Origin of the sequence: Xanthomonas fragariae, assembly GCF_017603965.1 — a bacterium.
Taxonomy (GTDB): domain Bacteria; phylum Pseudomonadota; class Gammaproteobacteria; order Xanthomonadales; family Xanthomonadaceae; genus Xanthomonas; species Xanthomonas fragariae_A.
Map to the genome: position 1 here is coordinate 3,345,569 of NZ_CP071955.1, position 19,844 is coordinate 3,365,412.

The following is a 19,844-nucleotide window of genomic DNA, read 5'->3' on the forward strand; positions in this document are numbered from 1 at the left end:
CGAGGAGCGTGCGCCGCGGCACGGCGCGAGAGAATGGAGCCAATGGCGAACAACCACCGATTGCAAGCGGTCCAACAGCTGCGCGAATTGATCCTGTGCGGCACCTTCGCCCCTGGCGAGCGCATCACCGAAGCAGCATTGGCCGAGCGCCTGTCGATCTCGCGCACGCCCAATCCTCCAGGCCCTGCCGGCGCTGTACCAGGAAGGTTTGCTGGTGCAAGCAGGCAATCGCGGCTACGCAGTGCGGCGTTTCAGTCAGCAGGAAAGCCTGGATGCACTGGCGGTGCGCGCCTTGATGGAAGGTATGGCCGCGCGCGGTCGCCGAGCAGGGCGCCTCGTGCGCATTGCTCGCCACCTTGCAAGGCTGTCTCGGCGAAGGCGACCGCATCCTGGCAAAGCGCAGCCTCGGCGCTGACGATAAGCAAGCTTATGGCGCCATGAATGCCCGTTTCCATCGCGCCATTGTGGTGGCGGCCGACAAACCGATCCTCACCGAGACCGTGGACCGCTGCACACTGGTGCCTTTCCTCAGCCCGATCAATGTCGTGTTCGGTCAACGCTCGGCCACTTTGGCCTACGACGATTTGTATTACCAACATCGGTAATATGGCGTCATCGTCTCGGCGATCGAACAACGCGATGGCGCAGGTGCGGAGCTGTCGTTTCGTGCAATACGCCGATACCCAGCGGAATAGCATGGGAATTTGATGGCATCGGTTGCAACGCTTGGCGAGTCGTGTGAGATAGCGGTAGTGACAACGCTGCGCAATCGCAACGGACTAGCGGCCGCAGATACGGTGCCGTAATTGACCACCAGCACGATGGCATTGCAGCGCAACGAACCTTCTTTAGAGGTGTTAGGGCATGAAGTAGATAAGCTGCGTCAACACTGCCGCTGCCCTTATGCGTTGGGTCGCGCAATGCCGGGCAATCGTTGCCGCGCGCGTCTTTGATCGCATTGAAATGGTGTCGATCACATGCCGCCGGAGGCGCGCTTCCATAGCACATCAACCAACGGCGGCACCTTGCCGGCCAGGCCGAGCACCGACCCGCGCAGCAAGGTCAGATGCATCTGGTCGTTGGAGAACACCGTATTGATCGCATCGAAGCCGTAAGCGGCCACGGTGTTTTCGCTGTGTCGGGTACGTGCCCAGCGCTGCAGCCGATGCGGGGCCGCCCAGTCCGCATGCTTGGCGAGCGCGTTGCGCACCTCATCGCGCAGCGCAGCGACATCGCGCAGGCCCAGATTGACGCCCTGCCCGGCCAACGGATGCACTACGTGCGCAGCATCGCCCAAGGTCAGCACGCGGCCGCTGACGTATCGCTCCACCAACTGCCGCTGCAGCGGGAATGCCGCACGCGTCGATACCACGCGCGCCTGGCCTAGTCGCGCCGCAAAGGCCTGGGTCAGCTCGCGCGAAAATGCAGCATCATCGAGTGCCAGCACGCGCTCGGCCTCCGCGTCCGGCAAGGTCCATACGATCGAACTGCGGCCATCGGCAAACGGCAGAAATGCCAATGGGCCGGTGGTCAAAAACCGTTGCCAGGCAGTGGACTGATGCGGCTGCTCGGTCTCCACGAACGCGACAACGCCACGCTGCGCATAGGCATGCCGCGAGACCGGCAGCCCGGTGAGTTCGCGCAAGGTGGAAGCCGCACCATCGGCGGCGATCGCCACCGACGCCTCCAGCCGGCTGCCATCGTCCAGGCGCAAGCGTACGTGATTGACGTCCTGTTCCAGTTCGACCACGCGCGCCGGGCAATGCACCTCGATGCCGGCGGCGTGCACGGCAGCCCACAGGCGGTCGACCAGCACATCGTTTTCGACGATCCAGCCGAGTTGTTCGCGACCCAGCGTATCGGCATCGAAACTCAGCTCGGCGCCACCGCCTGCATCCCACACCCGCATGCGCCGATATGGCTGCACGCGCGCAGCGCGCACAGCCTTCCATACACCCAGGCTGTCCAGCAGCGCAGCGTTGTCGGCAGCGAAGGCGTACACGCGCAAATCGGGTTGGTCGGCGCGCCAACGTGCGGGCTCATTCCTTTCCACCAAGGCAACGCTCAGGCCAGCATCGGCCAGGGCCAGTGCACAGGCGACACCGACGACGCCGCCACCGACGATCAACCCGTCGCGCGTACTGCGGCGGCTCATGCGATCCCCCGGCACAACTGCGGCACGTCGCCATGGAAGCCCATTGCCCCGCCGACCAACAGCGACTGCAACGGCACTGCCTGTGACGTTGCGAACAAACCGAGGCTGCGCAATGGCCGCAGCAACGGCGCCGGATTGCAGGTGAGTCGCGCCAATCCGCTGGAAAACCCGATCGTTTGTTCGCGGTCCACGCGGCGCCGCGCCAGATACTCGGCCAGCAACGCACTGGCTCCGGCATCGCTGCGATGGTGTTCGATCAATTCGGCCAGCGTCAGCGCATCGCGTAGCCCCAGATTGAAGCCTTGCGCGCCGATCGGATGCAGCGTTTGCGCGGCGTTGCCGAGCAGCACCACACGCTCGGCGACCAGGCTGTTGGCCAACACCTGCACCAGCGGATAGGCACTGCGCTCGCCGCTGGCGATAAAGCGCCCGGCGCGCCATCCGGCTGCACGCTGGAGCAGCGCAAGCCAACCGGCGTCGTCGAGCGCAGCCACTGCCTCGGCATCGGCACGCGCCACGCAGTGGATCGCGCCGTAATGGCGATCGCCCCGCGGCAGCAGCGCGGTCGGACCGTGTTCGCCAAAACGCTCCCACGCAGTACCGTCCGGTGGCCGCGACGCACGCACCCTCGCCACGAACAACGTCTGCAAAAAGTCATGTTCGTCGGTACCGATATGCAGCAGCTCGCGCACTGCGCTATGGCTGCCGTCGGCGCCGACCACCAGCTTGGCACACACGACTTGCTCGCCCTGGTCGGTAGCGATCCGCAGCGCGCGCGCGCCGTTCTGCGCTGGTCCGACTCCGATGCAACGCGCCGGGCGATAGCGGCGCAGATGGGTCAGCTCGCCCAGCCGTGCCTGCAACGCCTCACCGAAGTCCCGCGCCACCACCACTTGGCCGAAACTGTCGCGGTTGTAGTCGGTAGCGTCGAGCTGCACCCGGCCGAAGTCGCCGGCGCGGCTGACATGGATGCGTCGGATCGGCCCGGGCGGGCTGCGCAGCTTGCCCATCACCCCGAGCACGCCGAGCGCGTTGACGGTGGCGGCGGCAAAACTCAGGTTACGTTGGTCGAACACCGCAGGCGGTGTACCGGTCGGGGCGGCTTCCACCAGCCCGACATCCAGGCCGAGGCGGTCCAGCGCAATCACCAGGCTGGAGCCGACCAGGCCGCCGCCAACGATCAGAACATCATGTGGGTGTGTCATTGCCAGATGATAATCCTTCGCCCCTGGCCCGTTGGAGCGATCGGGTGGAACAGCTTGCCGCGCCCCCGACCGTATGGCACCGCGGCTCTCTCAGCCGGCGCGGACGTCCTCCAACGTCGCGTCCGGGGCGGCGGAACCGCGCCCCAAGCGATTACCCGGGGCAGCCGAGTCCCCCAAACGCCCACAACGGCGCGGGCATGCCAGGTTCCACGCTACACTCGATGGCTTGTGACACGGCCACCTTCACACATGACTGCTCGTTCGCACGACACCCTGATTCTGAGCTTGCTGGCACTCCTGATGGCGGCCACACGGATCAATCACTTCGCGCCGGTCCCGGACGCGTCCTGGGCGGTGTTCTTCATCGGCGGATTTCATCTGGCTGCGCGCACCAAACTGGCGTTTCCATTGCTGATGATGCTGGCGGTTGCGGTGGACTGGCTGGTGATCACCCAGCAGAGCCTGAGCTTTTGGCAGCACTACTGCGTGTCGCCGGCCTACTGGTGCCTGATCCCGGCGTATTTCGCGCTGTGGGCCGGTGGGGTCTGGCTGCGCCGGTACTATCACGGCGCGCAATGGAGCGCGCTGGCCAGGCTGGTGCCCGCGTTTTTGATCTCCGTGGGGCTGTGCCAGCTGATCGCCCAGGGCAGCTTCTACTGGATCAGCGCCAGCGTGGCCGAGCCGACCGTGGCAGGCTGGTTCAAGAACTACACCGACTGGCTGGGGCCTTACCTGCGCAGCGCCGCGATGTACCTTGCAGCCGCCGTCATGATCCAGGTCGCTGCCGAGCGGCTGACCAGCTCGCCCGGCCAGACGCAGGCCGGCTGACCGATGGGCAATCGGCTCTCACGCATCTATACGCGCACCGGCGACGACGGCAGCACCGGTCTAGGGGACGGCAGCCGCACCGGCAAGGATGCACAGCGCGTCAATGCCTACGGCACCGTAGACGAAGCCAATTCGGCCATTGGCGTGCTGCTGGCCGCGCCCGGTGTGCCGGAGTCGATCGCCGAACTGCTGACCACCGTACAACACCAGTTGTTCGATCTGGGCGGCGAGCTATGCATCCCCGGCCATGCGGCCATAGACGCCGCAGACATCGACGCGCTGGAGCGCCAGTTGGATCGCTTCAACGACACGCTGCCGCCATTGAAGGAGTTCATTCTCCCTGCCGGTGGCGAAGCCGCCGCACGCTGCCATCTGGCCCGCACCATCGTGCGCCGGGCCGAGCGCGAGACCGTTGCGTTGTCGCGCCAGGAAGCGGTTCGCAGCGAGGCGATCGGTTACCTGAATCGGCTGTCCGACCTGCTATTCGTGCTGGCACGCGTACTGGCGCGCGTCGATGGCCGGCAGGAAGTGCTGTGGCGGCACGACCGCCGCCGCGGTTGAACATGCGTTCGGCACGGCGCAGAGGCTAGATTTGACCCATGTTGGTTTTTACCCATTCCGCCTGCCTTGGCCACAACGCCGGTCCTGAGCATCCCGAGAGCCCCGCCCGCCTGGAAGCGGTGGTCCAAGCCCTACGCGACGCATTCCCGGACCTGGACTGGCGCGAAGCGCCGCTGGCCAAGCTCGGCGACCTGTGCCGGGTGCACGAGCGGGAACAGGTGGATGCGGTGCTGGAAACCGTTTTGGAAGGCCATCACCGGCTAGACGTGGACACCGTGATGTCGCCCGGCTCGCGCGCGGCAGCATTGCGCGCCGCTGGTGCCGGCATCGCGGCGGTGGACGCAGTGATGCAGGACCTCAGCCGCACGGCCTTTTGCGCTGTCCGCCCGCCCGGCCACCACGCCACCGCGCAGGTGTCGATGGGCTTTTGCCTGTTCAACAACATCGCCGTGGCCGCCGCCCACGCGCGCGACCGGCACGTGCTGGAGCGGATCACCATCGTGGATTTCGACGTGCACCACGGCAACGGCACCCAGGCCATCTTCGAGCGCGACCCAACCGTGCAGTACCTGAGTACCCACCAGTCCGGGCTCTATCCGCACTCGGGCAGCGTCCACGAACGCGGCATCGGCAACATCCACAACCTGCTGCTGCCACCGGGCTGCGACGGGCTGCGCTTCCGCAATGTGTGGGAAGACCAGATGCTGCCGCTGATCGATGCCTTCCGCCCACAACTGATCCTGATATCCGCCGGCTTCGATGCGCATTTGCGCGATCCGCTGGCCGATCTGATGCTCGATGACGTCGATTTCGCCTGGCTGACCAGCGCCCTACGCGCCCTGGCAGATCGGCATGCGCGTGGCCGCGTGGTGTCCATGCTGGAAGGCGGCTACGACCTGCAGGCGTTGCGCGAAAGCAGTGTGGCGCACGTGGCTGCACTGCGTTGAACCCCGAAGGCGCGCCAGTCGCGCTACCGGTTGCAATGAACCTCACCCTTACCTGCGCCAAAGCTCTTCATTGCCCCTGTGCGGGGTATGCTGCAAGCTAGTTGCCATTTTATTGGTTGAACCCACGCGTGCTCCGAGCTCTCCGCCTGTTTCCCCTGTCTTTGAGCATTGCCATCTGCCTCCCGGCCATGGCTGCCGACAAGCCGTTGAACTGGGGATTGTGCCCGGCCGTGGACCCGCTGCCCGGTTTCGACGGCGCCCCCGCCGCCGACGCCAAGGCTGCCGAGATGCGCCAGCAGTTGCCGACCGACATCGAAGGCGACCAGTTGTCCGGCACCAACACCACCCCGCAATACCAGGGCAACGTGGCGCTCAAACGTGGCGACCAGTTCCTGGGCGCGGACAACCTGCGCATGGACACCGAAACCGGAAACTACATCGCCGAAGGCAATGTCCGCTACCAGGACACCTCCTTCCGCATGGTCGCCGACCGTGCCGAGGGCAATCAGGACACCGATGCCCACAAGGTCACCAACATCCGTTACCAGTTGGTGGATCGACGCGGCAATGGCGCAGCCGAATCGGTGGACCTGCAGGGCCAGGTTGGGCAGATGCATCGCTCGACCTACACCACCTGCGATCCCGCGCAACCGATCTGGCGCGTGCGCGCACCGGAGATCGACGTCGACAACGAAGAAGGCTTCGGCACCGCACGCAACGCGGTGCTGCAGATCGGCAAGGTGCCGGTGCTGTATTTCCCCTGGTTCAAGTTCCCGATCGACGATCGTCGCCAGACCGGTTTGCTGTTTCCGCAGTTCGGCCTGTCCGGTCGTAACGGCTTCGATTATCTGCAACCGATCTACCTGAACTTGGCGCCGAACTACGACGCCACCTTGTTGCCGCGCTACATGAGCAAGCGCGGTTTTATGTTCGGCACTGAGTTCCGTTATCTGTACGAGGGCGGTCGCGGCGAAATCACCGCTAACTACCTGCCCAACGACAAGCTGCGCGACAAGGACCGCGGCAGCGTCTTCTACAGCGGCTATCACAACCTCAACGACCACTGGCAGGCGCGTAGCAGCATCTCCTGGGTCAGCGATACGCGCTACGTAGAAGATTTCACCAGCCGCCTGAACGGCATGGGCTCGGCCTCCAGCCTGCAGAGCACCGTGGGCATCTACGGCACCGGCGAGACTTGGACCGCAGGCCTGATGGCCGACCGCTGGCAGCTCACCGATTACACCCTGGATGAGCAGGCGCTGCCCTACAACCGTCAGCCGCGCGCGTATTTCACCTGGGAAAAGCCGTTGGGCATTTTCGAGGCGGGCGTGTACGCCGAAGCGGTGCGGTTTACGCATGACGACTCCTACTTCGTCCAGCCCCCAAGGGGCGGAAATGCTAACCAGGACGACAGAGACGATTACGTCCGCACCAACACTCGCAACAAGGAATACGGTAGTGGCGCGCGCCTTGACATCAAACCGTATATCTCGATGCCATTGTCGGGCGCGGCCTGGTTTCTGACGCCCACCTTGGCATGGCGCTATACCGCATACCAACTGGATTCGACCCTGGCCAATACCGCGCCGCTGACCGGCGATCGTTCGCCCTCGCGCAGCTTGCCGATCGCCTCGCTGGATGCCGGCCTGTATTTCGACCGCGAGACCTCGGTATTTGGCACCAACTATCTCAATACGTTGGAGCCGCGCATGTACTACCTGTACGTGCCGTACCGCGACCAGGACGACCTGCCGGTGTTCGACACCCGCCCGTTCACTTTCAGCTATGGGCAGCTGTTCCGCGACACGCGCTATACCGGTGCCGACCGTCAGAACGATGCCAACCAGCTGACTCTGGCGGTGACCTCGCGCTGGCTGCGCCAGGACGATGGCCGCGAAAAATTGTCTTTGAGTGCGGGCCAGATCCTGTACTTCAACGATTCGCTGGTGACCATCAACAACAGCACCAATTCCGCTGCCGGCAGCGAGCAGCCCATCGAACAGGGCAAGTCCGCCTGGGTGGCCGACGCCAATTACATGATCAACGACCGCTGGTCGATGGGCGCCACGTATCAGTGGAACCCAAACTCGCGCAAGGAAGATCTGGCTAGCCTGCGCACGCGCTACCTGCTCAACAACGACGGCATCATCAATCTGGCGTATCGCTACCGTCGCAACCTCATTAACGGCAGCGACCAGCTCAAGCAGACCGACTTCTCGTTCCTGTATCCGATCAATCCCACCTGGAGCGCGGTCGGCCGGTACTACTATTCGCTGCTGGACCGTAAGCCGCTGGAAATCATCGGTGGCGTGCAGTGGGACAGCTGCTGCCTGGCCGTGCGCGCGTTGGTACGCCGGTTCGTGCGCAACCGCGATGGCGAGATGGATAACTCCATCCAGTTCGAATTCGTGCTGAAGGGCTTGAGCTCGTTCGGGCAGAACACGGACCGCACTTTGCGCCGTGCTATTCTCGGCTATTACCGTGACGACCTGTACCTGGTTCCGCCCAGCACCACCACGACCAATCCGGACGATTACGATCCGAACCTGATTCCATGACCAAGCCTTTTTCTGTTCTTCTCGCCTCGTTGCTGGTCATCACCAGCACGGTTTCGCCGTTGGCCTCGGCACAGCAATCCCAGCCTCTGGATCGCATCGTCGCAATTGTCGACGAAGACGTGGTGCTGCAGAGCGAGCTTGATCGCGCCGTGCGCAACGTCAAGTCGCAGTACGCCGGTCGCGAAAACCAACTGCCGCCGGACGATGTCCTGCGGCGGCAGGTGCTCGAGCGTGTGGTGCTGGTCAAGCTGCAGGTCGGCCGCGCCGATGGCAGCGGTATCCGCGTCAGCGACGAGGAACTCAACCGCGCCATCGCCAGCATCGCCCAGCAGAACGGCACTACTGTAGATGGCCTGCGCCAGAAGCTGACGGCCGACGGCATGGGTTACGGCGATTTCCGTGCATCGGTGCGCGATGAAATCATCGTGCAGCGTCTGCGCCAGAGCTTTGCGCAAAGCCGCATCAGCGTTAGCGAAGGCGAAGTGGATACCGCGCTAGCCCAGCAGGCCAACACCGGTAGTCAATATCACCTCGCGCACATTCTGGTCGGTTTGCCGGAAGGCGCCACTGCCGAACAGATCGCCACTGGTCAGAAGAAGGTCGATGGCGTCAAAGCCTTGATCGACAAGGGCGAGCTGGACTTCTCCGCGGCCGCAGTGCGTTATTCGGATAGCCCCAATGCATTGGAGGGCGGCGATCTGGGCTGGCGCAGTCTGGACGAAATTCCAAACGCATTCGCCCAGCTGATTCGTGACATGCATCCGGGCCAGGTTGCCGGACCGCTGCGTGGTCCGAGCGGTTTCCAGCTGCTCAAGCTGGTGGAAATGCGTGACGCCAATGCTGGCGGCGAGAAGAAGGTCGTCACCGAGTACAACGCACGCCACATCCTGGTGCGTGTAGGCGACAACCAGACCGAAGCGCAGGCCAAGGCCAAGATTGACACGCTGCGTGCACGCATCGCCGGCGGCTCCGACTTCCAGGCAACAGCCAAGGAGTCCTCCGAGGACACCAACACCCGCAGTCAGGGTGGCGATCTGGGCTGGTTCCCGGCCGACGCATTTGGCCCGGACTTCGGCAAACAAGTCCAAGGGCTGGCCGATGGCGCAGTGTCCGAGCCGTTCCGTACCCAGGCAGGCTGGCACATCGTGCAGCGTGTCGGCAGCCGCCAGACCGACGTCAGTGCAGAAAATCAGCGTGCGCAGATCCGTGAAACGATCGGTCGTCGCAAGCTGGAAGAAGAATACAACCGCTACCTGCAGGAACTGCGTGGGGAAGCATATGTGAGCTACCGCACCGGCGACCGCGCCGATGACACTGCCGCACCGGCCAAGTCGGCGCAACCTGCTACGCCTGCGGCACCGATTCCGCCGCCTGCAAAGCCGACACCCTGAGTCGATGATGGTCCCGTCGCTCGCGCTGGTGCCGGGCGAGCCGGCTGGGATCGGGCCGGAACTCTGCGTTCGGCTCGCCCAACAGCCGCGCGCCGATGCGCACTTGATCGCCTACGCCGATCCGGACACGCTACGCAGCGCCGCAAAGGCGCTGTCGCTGTCTGTGCGCTTGCTCGATCCCGATCAGCCTGCGCGTGCACCGGGCGATCTGCCATTGCATGCGGTTCGCCAAGCCGTGCCCACCCGCTTTGGCATACCCGATCCTGTCAATGCAACAGCGGTGATTGCGGGCTTGCTTGGTGCAGCTGGTGACTGCCAAGCCGGCCGGCTGCAGGGGATCGTCACCGGCCCCGTGCACAAGGCAGTCATCAACGCCGGCGGCATCCCCTACACCGGCACTACCGAGTTGCTGGCCGAGCAGGCCGGCTGCCCGGTGGTGATGATGCTGGCCAATACGATCGTGCGGGTCGCACTGGTGACCACCCATCTGCCATTGCGCGCGGTTGCCGATGCGATCACCGCCGATGCTGTCGCGCGTTGCCTGCGTATCACCGACGCGGCGATGCGTCGCGACTTCGACCTGGAACATCCGCGCATTGCCGTGCTCGGCCTCAATCCGCATGCCGGCGAAGACGGGCATCTGGGGCGCGAGGAACTGGACATCATCATTCCGGTGCTGGAGCAACTGCGCGGCGAAGGCATGCGGCTGATCGGCCCGTTGCCGGCCGACACGGCGTTCCTGCCGCAGAAATTGACCGGTTTCGACGTGGTGGTGGCGATGTATCACGACCAGGGCCTGCCGGTGCTCAAATACAGCGGCTTCGAGCAGGCGGTGAACATCACCCTCGGCCTGCCCTACCCGCGTGTGGCAGTGGACCATGGCACTGCGCTGGAACTTGCCGGACGCGGGATTGCCGACCCGTCCAGCCTGATGGCGGCCACCGACGTGTGTGCGCACCTGGCGGCACTCGACTGAGCGACACGTCATTGCGTGCGATGGAGTCGCCGCATCGTACACGCGGCCCATCTGCCGAACCATCCGCACGTGAAAGCGACGCCGCGTGTAAGCGCTGCCTCCGTTAAACTGCGCGGATGAATTCTTCTTTCAGCGCACCGGCCAAGAAGTCGCTTGGCCAGCACTTTCTTGCCGACCGGTATTACATTGACCGCATCGTACAGGCAGTGGACCTGCGCGCCGGCCAGCACTTGGTCGAAATCGGCCCTGGCCAGGGCGCGATCACCTTCCCGCTGCTGCGCAAGCACGGCGCATTAACCGTCATCGAGTTCGACCGCGATTTGATCGCGCCATTGACCGAGGCCGCTGCACCGATCGGCGAACTTAGCATCATCCATCGCGATGTGCTCAGCGTGGATTTCACCGCACTGGCCAATGACAGGCCGATCCGCCTTGTCGGCAACCTGCCCTACAACATTTCCTCACCGATCCTGTTCCATGCGCTGGACCATGCCGCCGCCGTGGCCGACATGCACTTCATGCTGCAAAAAGAAGTCGTCGACCGCATGGCCGCCGGCCCCGGCAGCAAGGTCTACGGGCGGTTGAGCGTGATGCTGCAGGCGTATTGCGAGGTGAGCGCGTTATTCATGGTGCCGCCGGGTGCGTTCCGGCCGCCGCCGAAGGTGGACTCTGCGGTAGTGCGGCTGGTGCCACGCGACCCGGCCACCGTGCTGATCAAGGATCGCCGCCGCTTCGCCGATGTGGTGCGCGCCGGCTTCGGGCAGCGGCGCAAGACCTTGCGCAATGCCTTGTCCCACGTCTGCGAGCCGGCCCATTTCGAAGCCGCGCAGGTGCGCCCGGACGCACGCGCCGAACAGCTTGAGGTCGCGGATTTTATCCGTCTGGCCAATGTCGAGCTGGCTTGAGCGCCGCTCCCACACGCTTTTATTTAGACTTTTTGCCATGCACGATGATCCGCGTTATCGGGTCGAGGTCGAGGCTTCGCCCCGCTTCCTCGCTCATCAATCCACACCGGACAAAGGCCGTTATGCCTTTGCCTACAGCATCCGCATCCAGAATGCAGGCGCCTTGCCTGCGCGCTTGATCGCGCGTCATTGGCAGATCACCGACGCCAACGGCCGCACCGAGCAGGTCCATGGCGAAGGCGTGGTTGGCGAACAGCCATGGCTGCGACCGGGCGAGGTCTTCCATTACACCTCCGGCGTGCTGCTGGAGACCGAGCAGGGACAGATGCAAGGCCACTATGACATGGTGGCCGACGATGGCACCGAATTCACCGCCCTGATCGCCGCCTTCGTGCTGAGCGTACCCAGGACGCTGCACTGAAGGATGTTGGACTGATGGAGCGCGCGCAATGAGCGTCTGGGCAATCGGCGACCTGCAAGGGTGCTACGACATCACACAGCGACTGCTGGAAAAAATCAATTTCGATCCCGCACAGGACACGCTGTGGTTCTGCGGCGATCTGGTCAACCGCGGCGGTCAATCACTGGAAACGCTGCGCCTGGTGCATTCGCTGCGCGACCACAGCGTGGTGGTGCTGGGCAATCACGATCTGTCGCTGCTGGCGATCGGCGCACGTTCGGAAGAAGAACAGCGCAAGGTCAATCCGGATCTGTTGCGCGTCGTGCTGGCCGAAGATCGCGACGTGCTGCTCGACTGGCTACGTATGCAGAAGTTGGCGCATGCGGATCGCTCGTTGGGCTGGATGATGATCCATGCCGGGCTGGCACCGAAGTGGACCACGCAACTGGCCGAGAAGCATGCACGCGAGGTCGAGCAGCAACTGCAGGGCGGCGGCTATCGCAAACTGCTACGCAATATGTACGGCGATCAGCCGGGCTGGTCACCGGGCCTGAACGGTTACGACCGCAGCCGCGCAATCATCAATCTGTTCACGCGCATGCGCTATTGCACGCCGCGCGGGCGCATCGCCACCGACGCCAAGGGCACGCCGGGCACGCAGGCGCAGGGTCTGTACCCGTGGTTCGAAGTGCCGGGCAGGGTCGAGCGCGATCTGAAGATCGTCTGCGGGCATTGGTCCGCGCTCGGGCTGACCATCACCCAGGGAGTGCATGCCATCGATACCGGCGCGGTGTGGGGCGGCAAACTCACTGCCCTGCAGCTGGATACCGACCAATTGCGGGTGGTGCAGGTGCCGGGACGCGAGGTAACCGGGCCGGCGCCTGTAGCACGCGCGCCAGATTGCCCGCGCGAGCGCCAGGGGCGGCAGCGCTCACGTGGCAACCGTGGCAATGCCAATAACGCCGAACAACCAACCGACGCGTCACAGGAATGATCGGCATGTCGCCCAAGCCCTCACTGACAGCGGACTTGGCGGCGCGCACCGCTCAGCGGCGCAGGTAATCGATGAACGAGAACGCAAACGCATGTCGGTCATCGGCAGGATGCGGTTCGCGACTGGTTGGCACCCACACGGCCGGGTCGATCGGCGGAAAATGCGTGTCGGCACCGTCCACTGCGGTAGCCACCTCTGTGACGGCCAGCAGATCTGCACGCTCCATCGCCAGCCGATACACCTCACCGCCGCCGATGACACACAGTTCCTGCGCGCCATCCTGCTCGGCGCGTTCGATTGCCTGCTCCAGCGACGCTACCGGTTGCATGCCTTCGAACGGCACCTGCCCGGAACGGGTCAGCACCAGATTCAATCGCCCGGGCAAGGCACGCCCCAACGACTGCGCGGTCTTGCGCCCCATCAGGATCGGCTTGCCCATGCTCAGCGCCTTGAAGCGCTTGAGATCGTCCGGCAATTTCCACGGCAAGTCGTTGTCGCGACCGATGGCGTTGTTATGGTCGAAGGCGACGATGAGGGTGATTTTCATGCGTCAGGATAAAGGCTGTTATAGATTTTTATAGCAGCGCGCCGGCCAAGCATTCCAAAGAAAAGGGTTGCGAGGTAGCAAACAAAAATGCCTCCCATAGCAACAGACGAATTTCCACCGAAAAAATTCATCAGATCCAAACGTTCGCCTTTGTAGATCGAAACACTGAAAAATCCGATCGGTGCAATCAGAACGACGCTTGTCACATTGACAAATAGACTTGCCTGCATCGCCATCAGCGAGTCAGCCAATTTTTCTCTTGCTTTGATCGAATTCTTAGCCATGACACGTCCTCTCTCAAGTGAAGGTCAGCGTGCCATGCTCACGTCTCACTAATCGAGATGAGTCGTTCACACCGCCACCGGCGCCTTGATCGCCGGATGCGGGTCATAGCCCTCGATGGCAATATCGCCGAAGCGGAACGAAAACAGATCGGTCACGTCCGGATTCAAACGCAGGGTCGGCAGCCCACGCGGGGTACGTGTCAGCTGTTCGCGCGCCTGTTCGAAGTGATTCGAATAAAGATGTGCGTCGCCCAGCGTATGCACAAAATCGCCTACCCCCAGGCCGGTCGCCTGGGCCACCATATGGGTCAGCAGCGCGTAGCTGGCGATGTTGAATGGCACGCCGAGAAAGATGTCGCCGCTGCGCTGATAGAGCTGGCAACTGAGCTTGCCGTCGACCGCATAGAACTGAAACAAGCTGTGGCATGGCATCAATGCCATCTGCGGCAGTTCGCCAACGTTCCAGGCGCTGATCACCAGCCGGCGCGAATCGGGATTGCGCTTGATCTCGTCCACCAACCATTGCATCTGGTCGATCTCGATGCCGTCCGGGCCGGTCCAGCGCCGCCACTGCTTACCGTAGACAGGACCGAGATTGCCATCGGCATCGGCCCACTCGTCCCAGATGCGGACTTGGTTGTCCTTAAGATAACCGATATTGGTGTCGCCCTGCAAAAACCACAGCAACTCGTGAATGATAGAGCGCAGATGCAGCTTCTTGGTGGTGACCAGCGGAAAGCCTGCGTTGAGGTCGAAGCGCATTTGCCAGCCGAACACGCTGCGCGTACCGGTGCCGGTGCGATCGGACTTCTCGGCTCCGTGCTCCAGCACATGCTGCAGCAGGTCCAGATACGGCTTCACTTCGCGGCCCCCGCCATGGCTGCGTCCACCATGACCGGCTGCAACACCGGTGCGCGGCGCGACAGCGCCAGCAACACCAGGCCACCGATGATTAGCGGCAAGCTCAGAATCTGCCCCATCGTCAGCCAATTGAAGGCCAGGTAGCCGATCGGCGCATCAGGCACGCGGACGAATTCCACGCTGAAACGAAACGCGCCATACAGCAGCGCAAACATCCCCGACACCGCATAGCGCGCACGCGGCTGCATTGAGAACACCCACAACACCACGAACATCACCACGCCTTCGAGTGCGGCTTCGTACAACTGCGAGGGGTGACGCGCGAACTGGTCTAGCGCACCGGCGGCGTACAGCGCCTGGAGTTGTGCCGGCAATTGGTCCGCCAATTCCGGCGCATGCGGAAAGATCACGCCCCAACCGGCCTGCGTGAACTTGCCCCACAACTCGCCGCCGACGAAATTGCCGAGCCTCCCGAAGCCCAGTCCCATCGGCACCAATGGCGCGACAAAATCCATGACGTCGAAGAAGTGCAGCCCATGCTTGCGCGCCCACAGCCAGCAGGCGAACAGCACGCCAAGCAGACCGCCGTGGAAACTCATGCCGCCTTCCCACACCTTGAACAGGATCAGCGGATTGGCCAGCAAGCTGTCGAACGCATAGAACAACATGTAGCCGATGCGACCGCCCAGCACCACGCCGAGCATGCCATAGAACAGCAGGTCGGAGAATCCGTCCATGTCCACACCGGGCAGGCGACCGCGCAGGATGCGCGAGCGGCCCAGCGCCCAGGCGGAGAAGAAGGCCGCCAAATACATCAGGCCGTACCAATGCACCTGCACCGGGCCAAGCGAGAAAGCGATGGGGTCGATGGCGTGCAGATAGATCATGCGGACCGCGGATCACAAAAACGAGGCGGCTATTCTGACACCTCGCGCGCGCTCAGCCTAAGCGCTGTGGACGATCGGGCAGCTCGTCTTCATGCTGCGCGCAGGCATCGGCAGGAAAATGCTCGGTCAACAGCTCAGTCACCGCCTCGATCCCGGCCAATACCGCCGCTTCGTTTTGGCCATCGCGCAGGAACTGCTGCATGCGCCGGCACACCTCCGCCCAATGGGTGTCCAGCACACGACTGCGCAGGCCACGGTCGGCGACCACTTCGATGGCTTGATCGGCCAGCAGCAGGTAGATCAATACGCCGTTATTGGCTTCGGTGTCCCAGGTGCGCAATTGCGCGAAGGCCTGTTCTGCGCGATGGCGGGCGGTCTGCCCGTGCCAGAGCGGGCCAAGCGGCAGATCGGCTTCCATCGCGACCATAATTTGACCGGTATGGGTGCGCTCGCTGGCAGTCACCGCCGCTGCGATGGCCGCCATGCAGGGGGCTGGAAAACTGCGCTGCGCCGACGGCGCGAAAACATGCCTGAGCCACCGCATTACCAACTCCCCGAGGCGCCACCGCCTCCCGATGATCCCCCACCCCCACCCCAGCCGCCGCCGAAACCCCCACGGCCGCCGCCTCCAAACCCACCGAACCCACCACCGCCCCAGCCCCCGCCGCCGACAAAGCGCCCCGGCGAACCGGAAGCCAGGCCCGCCAGCAAGCCGATCACTGCCGAACCAACGCTGGCAAACAGCAACGAGGTAAACAGCAAGGCGACGCCACCTGCAGCAATGCCGGTCAGCAACGCGCGCAACGGGCGCGGCAAGGCGCCCAAAATACCGCGCGCCACCATCGAGACCACAAACCCAATGAACAACGCAATGATCCAGCCGCCTGCGCCACTGCCCAAACCGCCACCGGCATGCCCGCTGACCGGCTCCGGCAAGGCCTCGCCTTCGATCAGGCCAGCCAGCGTCGCTGTCGCATCGCGGATGCCGCCGCCGTAGTCGCCCTCACGGAAGCGCGGCGCCAGATACTCCTGGATGATGCGGTTGGCCACGATGTCAGGGATCGCACCTTCCAGACCGTAACCGGGTTGGATCCGCACCCGGCGATCGTCCTTGGCCACCAGCAGCAGCACGCCATCATCCACGCCTTTGCGACCGATCTTCCACTGGTCGAACACGCGCTGGGTATACTGCTCGATCTCCTCAGGCTGCGTCGTTGGCACGATCAAAATCTGCAACTGCGCGCCCTTGCGTTGCTGCAAGGCCAGCGCTTGCTGTTCCAGCTGCTGGATCTGCGCCGCATCCAGCGTGCCGGTGACGTCGACCACCGGCGAGCGCAGCGGCGGAATGGCTGCCAGATCCTGCGCAAGCAACGAGGCCGGCAGCAGAAGCAGAAGCATCATCCACAACACCCAGCTGTGCTTTTGTCGCATTACAAAACTCCTAGCTGATTGGCACCGACATGCAGCTGTTCCTTCTCCCTCTGGGACCTTGGTCCCCTTCATGGGGAGAATGGTGCCCCGTAGGAGCAGAGTTAAGGGTATGAGCAAAGCTCGTGCAGTTGGAACGACGCGAGAGCTACGCCCCGTACCCTCCCCAACCCCTTGTCTGCTGGCGATGTGCCAGATGGGTACGTCGAGAGCCGGCTGGTCGACCGATGATCCACTGGTCTGAACGACTGCGGGAGAGCGAAGTCGCCACACCGGACTCCCCAGGCAAACGCCCGAACAGTTGCTGGAGTTGGCACGCGTAACGATCAGGCTGGGCAGCCGCAGGAGGACTGTCGACCCTTCGAGCATAGCGGAGTTTTTTATGTCTCACGATGTTGGGATCGATGTCAGCAAGCAATGGATCGCCCGACAGGTGACTGTGCGTGCCGAGCGGGATGTGCTGTGAATCACAGGTCAAGTGCGTCGGCTATGCAGGCCATACCCTCAACGCAGAAGGCGACAGCATGGCTGCGACCGCCTTCGTCGACGACATAGCGTATTTGCGCATCAGACTGCTGCGTCAGGCAGCATGCGCGGCATCGACGATGCAGCGCCTTCCACTTCGGTGGAGCGTGCAGCATAGCGAGTGGCAAAGCGCACATGGGCGATGAAGCTGGCGTTGGCCGATTGCGCCAGCGAGGCCACCAGCGCGCCGTTGAATGCGTCCCCAGCACCGGTGGTGTCCACCGTCTGCGCGCTTTCCGCACCCACGCGGTAATGCGCCGCAGTATCCCCACGCAGCTGGTCTTCGGCGTGCGAAATGAAGGCGCCTACCGCGCCCAGCGTCACTACCACGGTGCCGCCTGGCAGTAACTTGCGGCACAGCGAGTGCAGCGTGTTGCCGTCCAACGCTGCCACATCATCGGCATTGATGCGCTCGCCGACATGGCGACCGAGCAGTGCGGCGAATTCGGTTTCGTTGGGTGTCAACACATCCGACAGCTTGAGCAAGCCGATCGAGGTCGGTGCATTGGCCGGCGCTGCGTTGAGCACGGTCGGCACGCCGCATTCGCGCGCCAGTGCCAGGGCCGACTCGACGGTTTCTGCCGGCGATTCCAACTGCGCCAGCAGCACGCGTGCCGAGGCAACCAGCGCGCGCTGGTTGTCGACAAAGCCCGGGCTCAGCACCGAATTGGCGCCGGCACCGATCACGATGGTGTTGCGACCGTGCCCATCGACATAGATGCCACCGGTGCCGGTCGGCTCATTGCTTGGCTCGGCGATCAGCGCGAACCCATCCTGCGCGGCCAGCGAACGTGCCAGCGCACCGCCGGCATCATCGCCCAGCGCGCACAGGAAGTGCGTCTTGGCGCCGGCACGTGCAGCCGCGACTGCCTGGTTGAACCCCTTGCCACCTGGACCGGTGCTGTAGCGACCAGCGATGGTGGCGCCTGGGGCGGGCAGGACATCACAGCGCCACACGTGATCGACATTGAAGGACCCGACAACGACGACCGAACTCATAAATACCCTTGCTTGAATGACTGACTTGAATGAATGGAAGAAACGCGGCGTGCGGCGATTAGACAGTCACACCGATGAACCCGCGCCGCCTTAACCGAACTGCGAGAGTACGCCGGCAATGGTAGCGGTCATGAAGGTGGCGATCGAACCGCCGAGCACCGCACGCAGACCGAACTTGGCCAGATCGTGACGACGTTCCGGCGCCAGCCCGCCGATACCGCCGATCTGGATCGCAATCGAGCTGAAGTTGGCGAAGCCGCACAGGGCATACGTGGCGATCAACCGGCCTTCGGCGCTCAGGCCGACGCCTGGCGCTTCGCCCTTCACGATCCGCGACAACTCGCTGTAAGCGACAAACTCGTTGACCACCACCTTCTGGCCGATTAACGAACCGACTGTCGTCGCATCCACCCACGGTGTGCCGATCACCCAAGCGATAGGCGCCAGCACGTAACCGAAGATCGTCGACAGGTTGGTCGGACGGCCCAGCACTGCGGCGGCGCCCGTGATCTCGCCCAGCCAGGTCAGCGGTGCGTTGATCAATGCGATCAGCGCGATGAAGGCCAGCAGCATCGCGCCGATGTTCAGTGCCAGGCGCAAACCATCGCCAGCACCGACCGCAGCCGCATCGATGACATTGCTGGTGGTCCTTTCGACTTCCATCTTGACCGTGCCGCGGGTCAGCGGGGTGCCGGTTTCCGGCACCAGCAGTTTGGCGACCACCAGCGTGGCGGGCGCGGCCATGATGCTGGCGGCAAGCAGGTGCTTGGCATAGAACGCCTGCTGCGCCGGATCGCTGCCGCCGAGCATGCCCACGTACGCGGCGAGCACACCGCCGGCGATATGCGCCATGCCGCCGATCATCATCGTCAGCAGTTCGGATTGGGTCATCTTGGGGATGTAAGGGCGCACCGTCAGCGGCGCTTCGGTCTGGCCGATAAACACGCTGGCGCACACGCTGGTGGTTTCCGCACCGGACACACGCATCACCTTGGTGATCGCCCACGCCATCGCACGCACCACCACCTGCATCACGCCCAGGTGGTAAAGCACGCCCATCAGCGCGGAGAAAAAGATGATGGTGGGCAGCACCTGGAACGCAAAAATAAAGCCGTAGCTGTCGATGTTCATCAGGTTGCCGAAAATGAAGGTAGACCCCTCATTGACGAAGCTCAGCACCTTGACGAAACCCCTGCCCAGCGAGTCGAACGCATCGCGCCCACCCGGCACCAACAGCACCAGTGCGGCGAATGAAATCTGCAACGCCAGACCAGTGGCGACCAGCTTCCAATCGATCGCGCGGCGGTTGGTCGAAAACAGCCAGGAGATGCCGATAAGTACCACCAGACCGAACAGGCCGAAACCGATCCGTCCCAAACCTTCGACCATTCCA

General features: G+C 63.5%; 19 protein-coding genes and 1 pseudogene. 10 read left to right on the forward strand and 10 right to left on the reverse strand.

All coding sequences use genetic code 11. The features are described 5' to 3' along the window. Positions 1 to 33: 33 nt before the first annotated feature. Positions 34 to 708, forward strand: a pseudogene (locus tag J5I97_RS15930) (GntR family transcriptional regulator). A 265-nt stretch (positions 709 to 973) separates the two neighbouring features. On the opposite strand, the gene J5I97_RS15935 reads toward J5I97_RS15930, so the two are convergent. Both J5I97_RS15935 and ubiH read right to left on the reverse strand, forming a co-directional pair. Continuing rightward, positions 974 to 2,155 (reverse strand): UbiH/UbiF family hydroxylase, encoded by a 1,182-nt coding sequence (locus J5I97_RS15935; protein ID WP_208587553.1) that lies wholly within the window; start codon positions 2,153 to 2,155, stop codon positions 974 to 976. Next, complete coding sequence (gene ubiH, locus J5I97_RS15940; RefSeq protein WP_208587554.1) at positions 2,152 to 3,360, reverse strand: 2-octaprenyl-6-methoxyphenyl hydroxylase; 1,209 nt, start codon at positions 3,358 to 3,360, stop codon at positions 2,152 to 2,154. The genes J5I97_RS15935 and ubiH overlap by 4 nt, the downstream gene beginning before the upstream one ends. 249 nt (positions 3,361 to 3,609) lie before the next feature. On the opposite strand from ubiH, the gene J5I97_RS15945 reads away from it, so the two are divergent. The 9 genes from J5I97_RS15945 (at position 3,610) to J5I97_RS15985 (ending at position 12,920) form a co-directional block, all read left to right on the forward strand. After that, on the forward strand, positions 3,610 to 4,188 hold the full coding sequence (locus J5I97_RS15945) for a hypothetical protein (protein WP_208587555.1): 579 nt from the start codon (positions 3,610 to 3,612) through the stop codon (positions 4,186 to 4,188). 3 nt (positions 4,189 to 4,191) lie between these two features. Next, a complete protein-coding gene (locus J5I97_RS15950) occupies positions 4,192 to 4,749 on the forward strand; it encodes a cob(I)yrinic acid a,c-diamide adenosyltransferase (protein WP_208587556.1) in 558 nt (185 codons plus the stop codon). Between the two features lie 38 nt (positions 4,750 to 4,787). Then, on the forward strand, positions 4,788 to 5,696 hold the full coding sequence (locus J5I97_RS15955) for a histone deacetylase family protein (protein WP_208587557.1): 909 nt from the start codon (positions 4,788 to 4,790) through the stop codon (positions 5,694 to 5,696). A 128-nt stretch (positions 5,697 to 5,824) separates the two neighbouring features. Further along, positions 5,825 to 8,254, forward strand: coding sequence for an LPS-assembly protein LptD (gene lptD, locus J5I97_RS15960; RefSeq protein WP_371885793.1), 2,430 nt, complete (start codon positions 5,825 to 5,827; stop codon positions 8,252 to 8,254). Continuing rightward, positions 8,251 to 9,645 (forward strand): peptidylprolyl isomerase, encoded by a 1,395-nt coding sequence (locus J5I97_RS15965; protein ID WP_208587559.1) that lies wholly within the window; start codon positions 8,251 to 8,253, stop codon positions 9,643 to 9,645. The genes lptD and J5I97_RS15965 overlap by 4 nt, the downstream gene beginning before the upstream one ends. A 4-nt stretch (positions 9,646 to 9,649) precedes the next feature. Beyond that, on the forward strand, positions 9,650 to 10,621 hold the full coding sequence (pdxA, locus tag J5I97_RS15970) for a 4-hydroxythreonine-4-phosphate dehydrogenase PdxA (protein ID WP_208587561.1): 972 nt from the start codon (positions 9,650 to 9,652) through the stop codon (positions 10,619 to 10,621). A 116-nt stretch (positions 10,622 to 10,737) separates the two neighbouring features. Next, positions 10,738 to 11,526: a 16S rRNA (adenine(1518)-N(6)/adenine(1519)-N(6))-dimethyltransferase RsmA gene (gene rsmA, locus J5I97_RS15975; protein WP_208587563.1), complete on the forward strand. Its 789-nt coding sequence runs from the start codon at positions 10,738 to 10,740 to the stop codon at positions 11,524 to 11,526. Between the two features lie 37 nt (positions 11,527 to 11,563). Next, a complete protein-coding gene (apaG, locus tag J5I97_RS15980) occupies positions 11,564 to 11,947 on the forward strand; it encodes a Co2+/Mg2+ efflux protein ApaG (protein ID WP_208587565.1) in 384 nt (127 codons plus the stop codon). Positions 11,948 to 11,975: 28 nt separating this feature from the next. Then, entirely contained in the window at positions 11,976 to 12,920 is a 945-nt protein-coding gene (locus J5I97_RS15985) for a symmetrical bis(5'-nucleosyl)-tetraphosphatase (protein ID WP_208587566.1), read from the forward strand. 52 nt (positions 12,921 to 12,972) lie between these two features. Here the strand turns inward: J5I97_RS15985 and J5I97_RS15990 are convergent, their stop codons facing one another. The 8 genes from J5I97_RS15990 to J5I97_RS16025 form a co-directional block, all read right to left on the reverse strand. Next, positions 12,973 to 13,467, reverse strand: coding sequence for a dihydrofolate reductase (locus J5I97_RS15990; RefSeq protein WP_208587567.1), 495 nt, complete (start codon positions 13,465 to 13,467; stop codon positions 12,973 to 12,975). Next, positions 13,464 to 13,751: a hypothetical protein gene (locus J5I97_RS15995; RefSeq protein ID WP_208587568.1), complete on the reverse strand. Its 288-nt coding sequence runs from the start codon at positions 13,749 to 13,751 to the stop codon at positions 13,464 to 13,466. The genes J5I97_RS15990 and J5I97_RS15995 overlap by 4 nt, the downstream gene beginning before the upstream one ends. Positions 13,752 to 13,817: 66 nt before the next feature. Next, the gene (locus J5I97_RS16000; protein ID WP_208587569.1) at positions 13,818 to 14,612 is read right to left on the reverse strand and encodes a thymidylate synthase; all 795 of its coding nucleotides are present in this window, start codon (positions 14,610 to 14,612) and stop codon (positions 13,818 to 13,820) included. Further along, the gene (gene lgt, locus J5I97_RS16005; RefSeq protein WP_208587570.1) at positions 14,609 to 15,499 is read right to left on the reverse strand and encodes a prolipoprotein diacylglyceryl transferase; all 891 of its coding nucleotides are present in this window, start codon (positions 15,497 to 15,499) and stop codon (positions 14,609 to 14,611) included. Before lgt ends, J5I97_RS16000 begins: the two co-directional genes overlap by 4 nt. 52 nt (positions 15,500 to 15,551) lie before the next feature. Then, the gene (locus J5I97_RS16010) at positions 15,552 to 16,043 is read right to left on the reverse strand and encodes a TPM domain-containing protein (RefSeq protein ID WP_208587571.1); all 492 of its coding nucleotides are present in this window, start codon (positions 16,041 to 16,043) and stop codon (positions 15,552 to 15,554) included. Continuing rightward, positions 16,043 to 16,930, reverse strand: coding sequence for a TPM domain-containing protein (locus J5I97_RS16015; RefSeq protein ID WP_208587572.1), 888 nt, complete (start codon positions 16,928 to 16,930; stop codon positions 16,043 to 16,045). The genes J5I97_RS16010 and J5I97_RS16015 overlap by 1 nt, the downstream gene beginning before the upstream one ends. Positions 16,931 to 17,494: 564 nt before the next feature. Continuing rightward, positions 17,495 to 18,451, reverse strand: a complete 957-nt coding sequence (locus J5I97_RS16020) for a ribokinase (protein ID WP_208587575.1) — start codon at positions 18,449 to 18,451, stop codon at positions 17,495 to 17,497. 90 nt (positions 18,452 to 18,541) lie between these two features. Next, positions 18,542 to 19,840: a NupC/NupG family nucleoside CNT transporter gene (locus tag J5I97_RS16025; RefSeq protein ID WP_208587577.1), complete on the reverse strand. Its 1,299-nt coding sequence runs from the start codon at positions 19,838 to 19,840 to the stop codon at positions 18,542 to 18,544. Positions 19,841 to 19,844: the final 4 nt, after the last annotated feature.

What these genes read in the sequence shown, in the direction of transcription:
- J5I97_RS16025 (WP_208587577.1), bottom strand. Translation starts at nt 19,840, where the DNA reads ATGGTCGAAGGTTTGGGACGGATCGGTTTCGGCCTGTTCGGTCTGGTG.
- apaG (WP_208587565.1), top strand. Translation starts at nt 11,564, where the DNA reads ATGCACGATGATCCGCGTTATCGGGTCGAGGTCGAGGCTTCGCCCCGC.
- J5I97_RS16010 (WP_208587571.1), bottom strand. Translation starts at nt 16,043, where the DNA reads ATGCGGTGGCTCAGGCATGTTTTCGCGCCGTCGGCGCAGCGCAGTTTT.
- ubiH (WP_208587554.1), bottom strand. Translation starts at nt 3,360, where the DNA reads ATGACACACCCACATGATGTTCTGATCGTTGGCGGCGGCCTGGTCGGC.
- pdxA (WP_208587561.1), top strand. Translation starts at nt 9,650, where the DNA reads ATGATGGTCCCGTCGCTCGCGCTGGTGCCGGGCGAGCCGGCTGGGATC.
- J5I97_RS16015 (WP_208587572.1), bottom strand. Translation starts at nt 16,930, where the DNA reads ATGCGACAAAAGCACAGCTGGGTGTTGTGGATGATGCTTCTGCTTCTG.
- J5I97_RS15935 (WP_208587553.1), bottom strand. Translation starts at nt 2,155, where the DNA reads ATGAGCCGCCGCAGTACGCGCGACGGGTTGATCGTCGGTGGCGGCGTC.
- J5I97_RS15950 (WP_208587556.1), top strand. Translation starts at nt 4,192, where the DNA reads ATGGGCAATCGGCTCTCACGCATCTATACGCGCACCGGCGACGACGGC.
- J5I97_RS15965 (WP_208587559.1), top strand. Translation starts at nt 8,251, where the DNA reads ATGACCAAGCCTTTTTCTGTTCTTCTCGCCTCGTTGCTGGTCATCACC.
- rsmA (WP_208587563.1), top strand. Translation starts at nt 10,738, where the DNA reads ATGAATTCTTCTTTCAGCGCACCGGCCAAGAAGTCGCTTGGCCAGCAC.
- lgt (WP_208587570.1), bottom strand. Translation starts at nt 15,499, where the DNA reads ATGATCTATCTGCACGCCATCGACCCCATCGCTTTCTCGCTTGGCCCG.
- J5I97_RS15955 (WP_208587557.1), top strand. Translation starts at nt 4,788, where the DNA reads ATGTTGGTTTTTACCCATTCCGCCTGCCTTGGCCACAACGCCGGTCCT.
- J5I97_RS16020 (WP_208587575.1), bottom strand. Translation starts at nt 18,451, where the DNA reads ATGAGTTCGGTCGTCGTTGTCGGGTCCTTCAATGTCGATCACGTGTGG.
- J5I97_RS15995 (WP_208587568.1), bottom strand. Translation starts at nt 13,751, where the DNA reads ATGGCTAAGAATTCGATCAAAGCAAGAGAAAAATTGGCTGACTCGCTG.
- J5I97_RS15990 (WP_208587567.1), bottom strand. Translation starts at nt 13,467, where the DNA reads ATGAAAATCACCCTCATCGTCGCCTTCGACCATAACAACGCCATCGGT.
- J5I97_RS15985 (WP_208587566.1), top strand. Translation starts at nt 11,976, where the DNA reads ATGAGCGTCTGGGCAATCGGCGACCTGCAAGGGTGCTACGACATCACA.
- J5I97_RS15945 (WP_208587555.1), top strand. Translation starts at nt 3,610, where the DNA reads ATGACTGCTCGTTCGCACGACACCCTGATTCTGAGCTTGCTGGCACTC.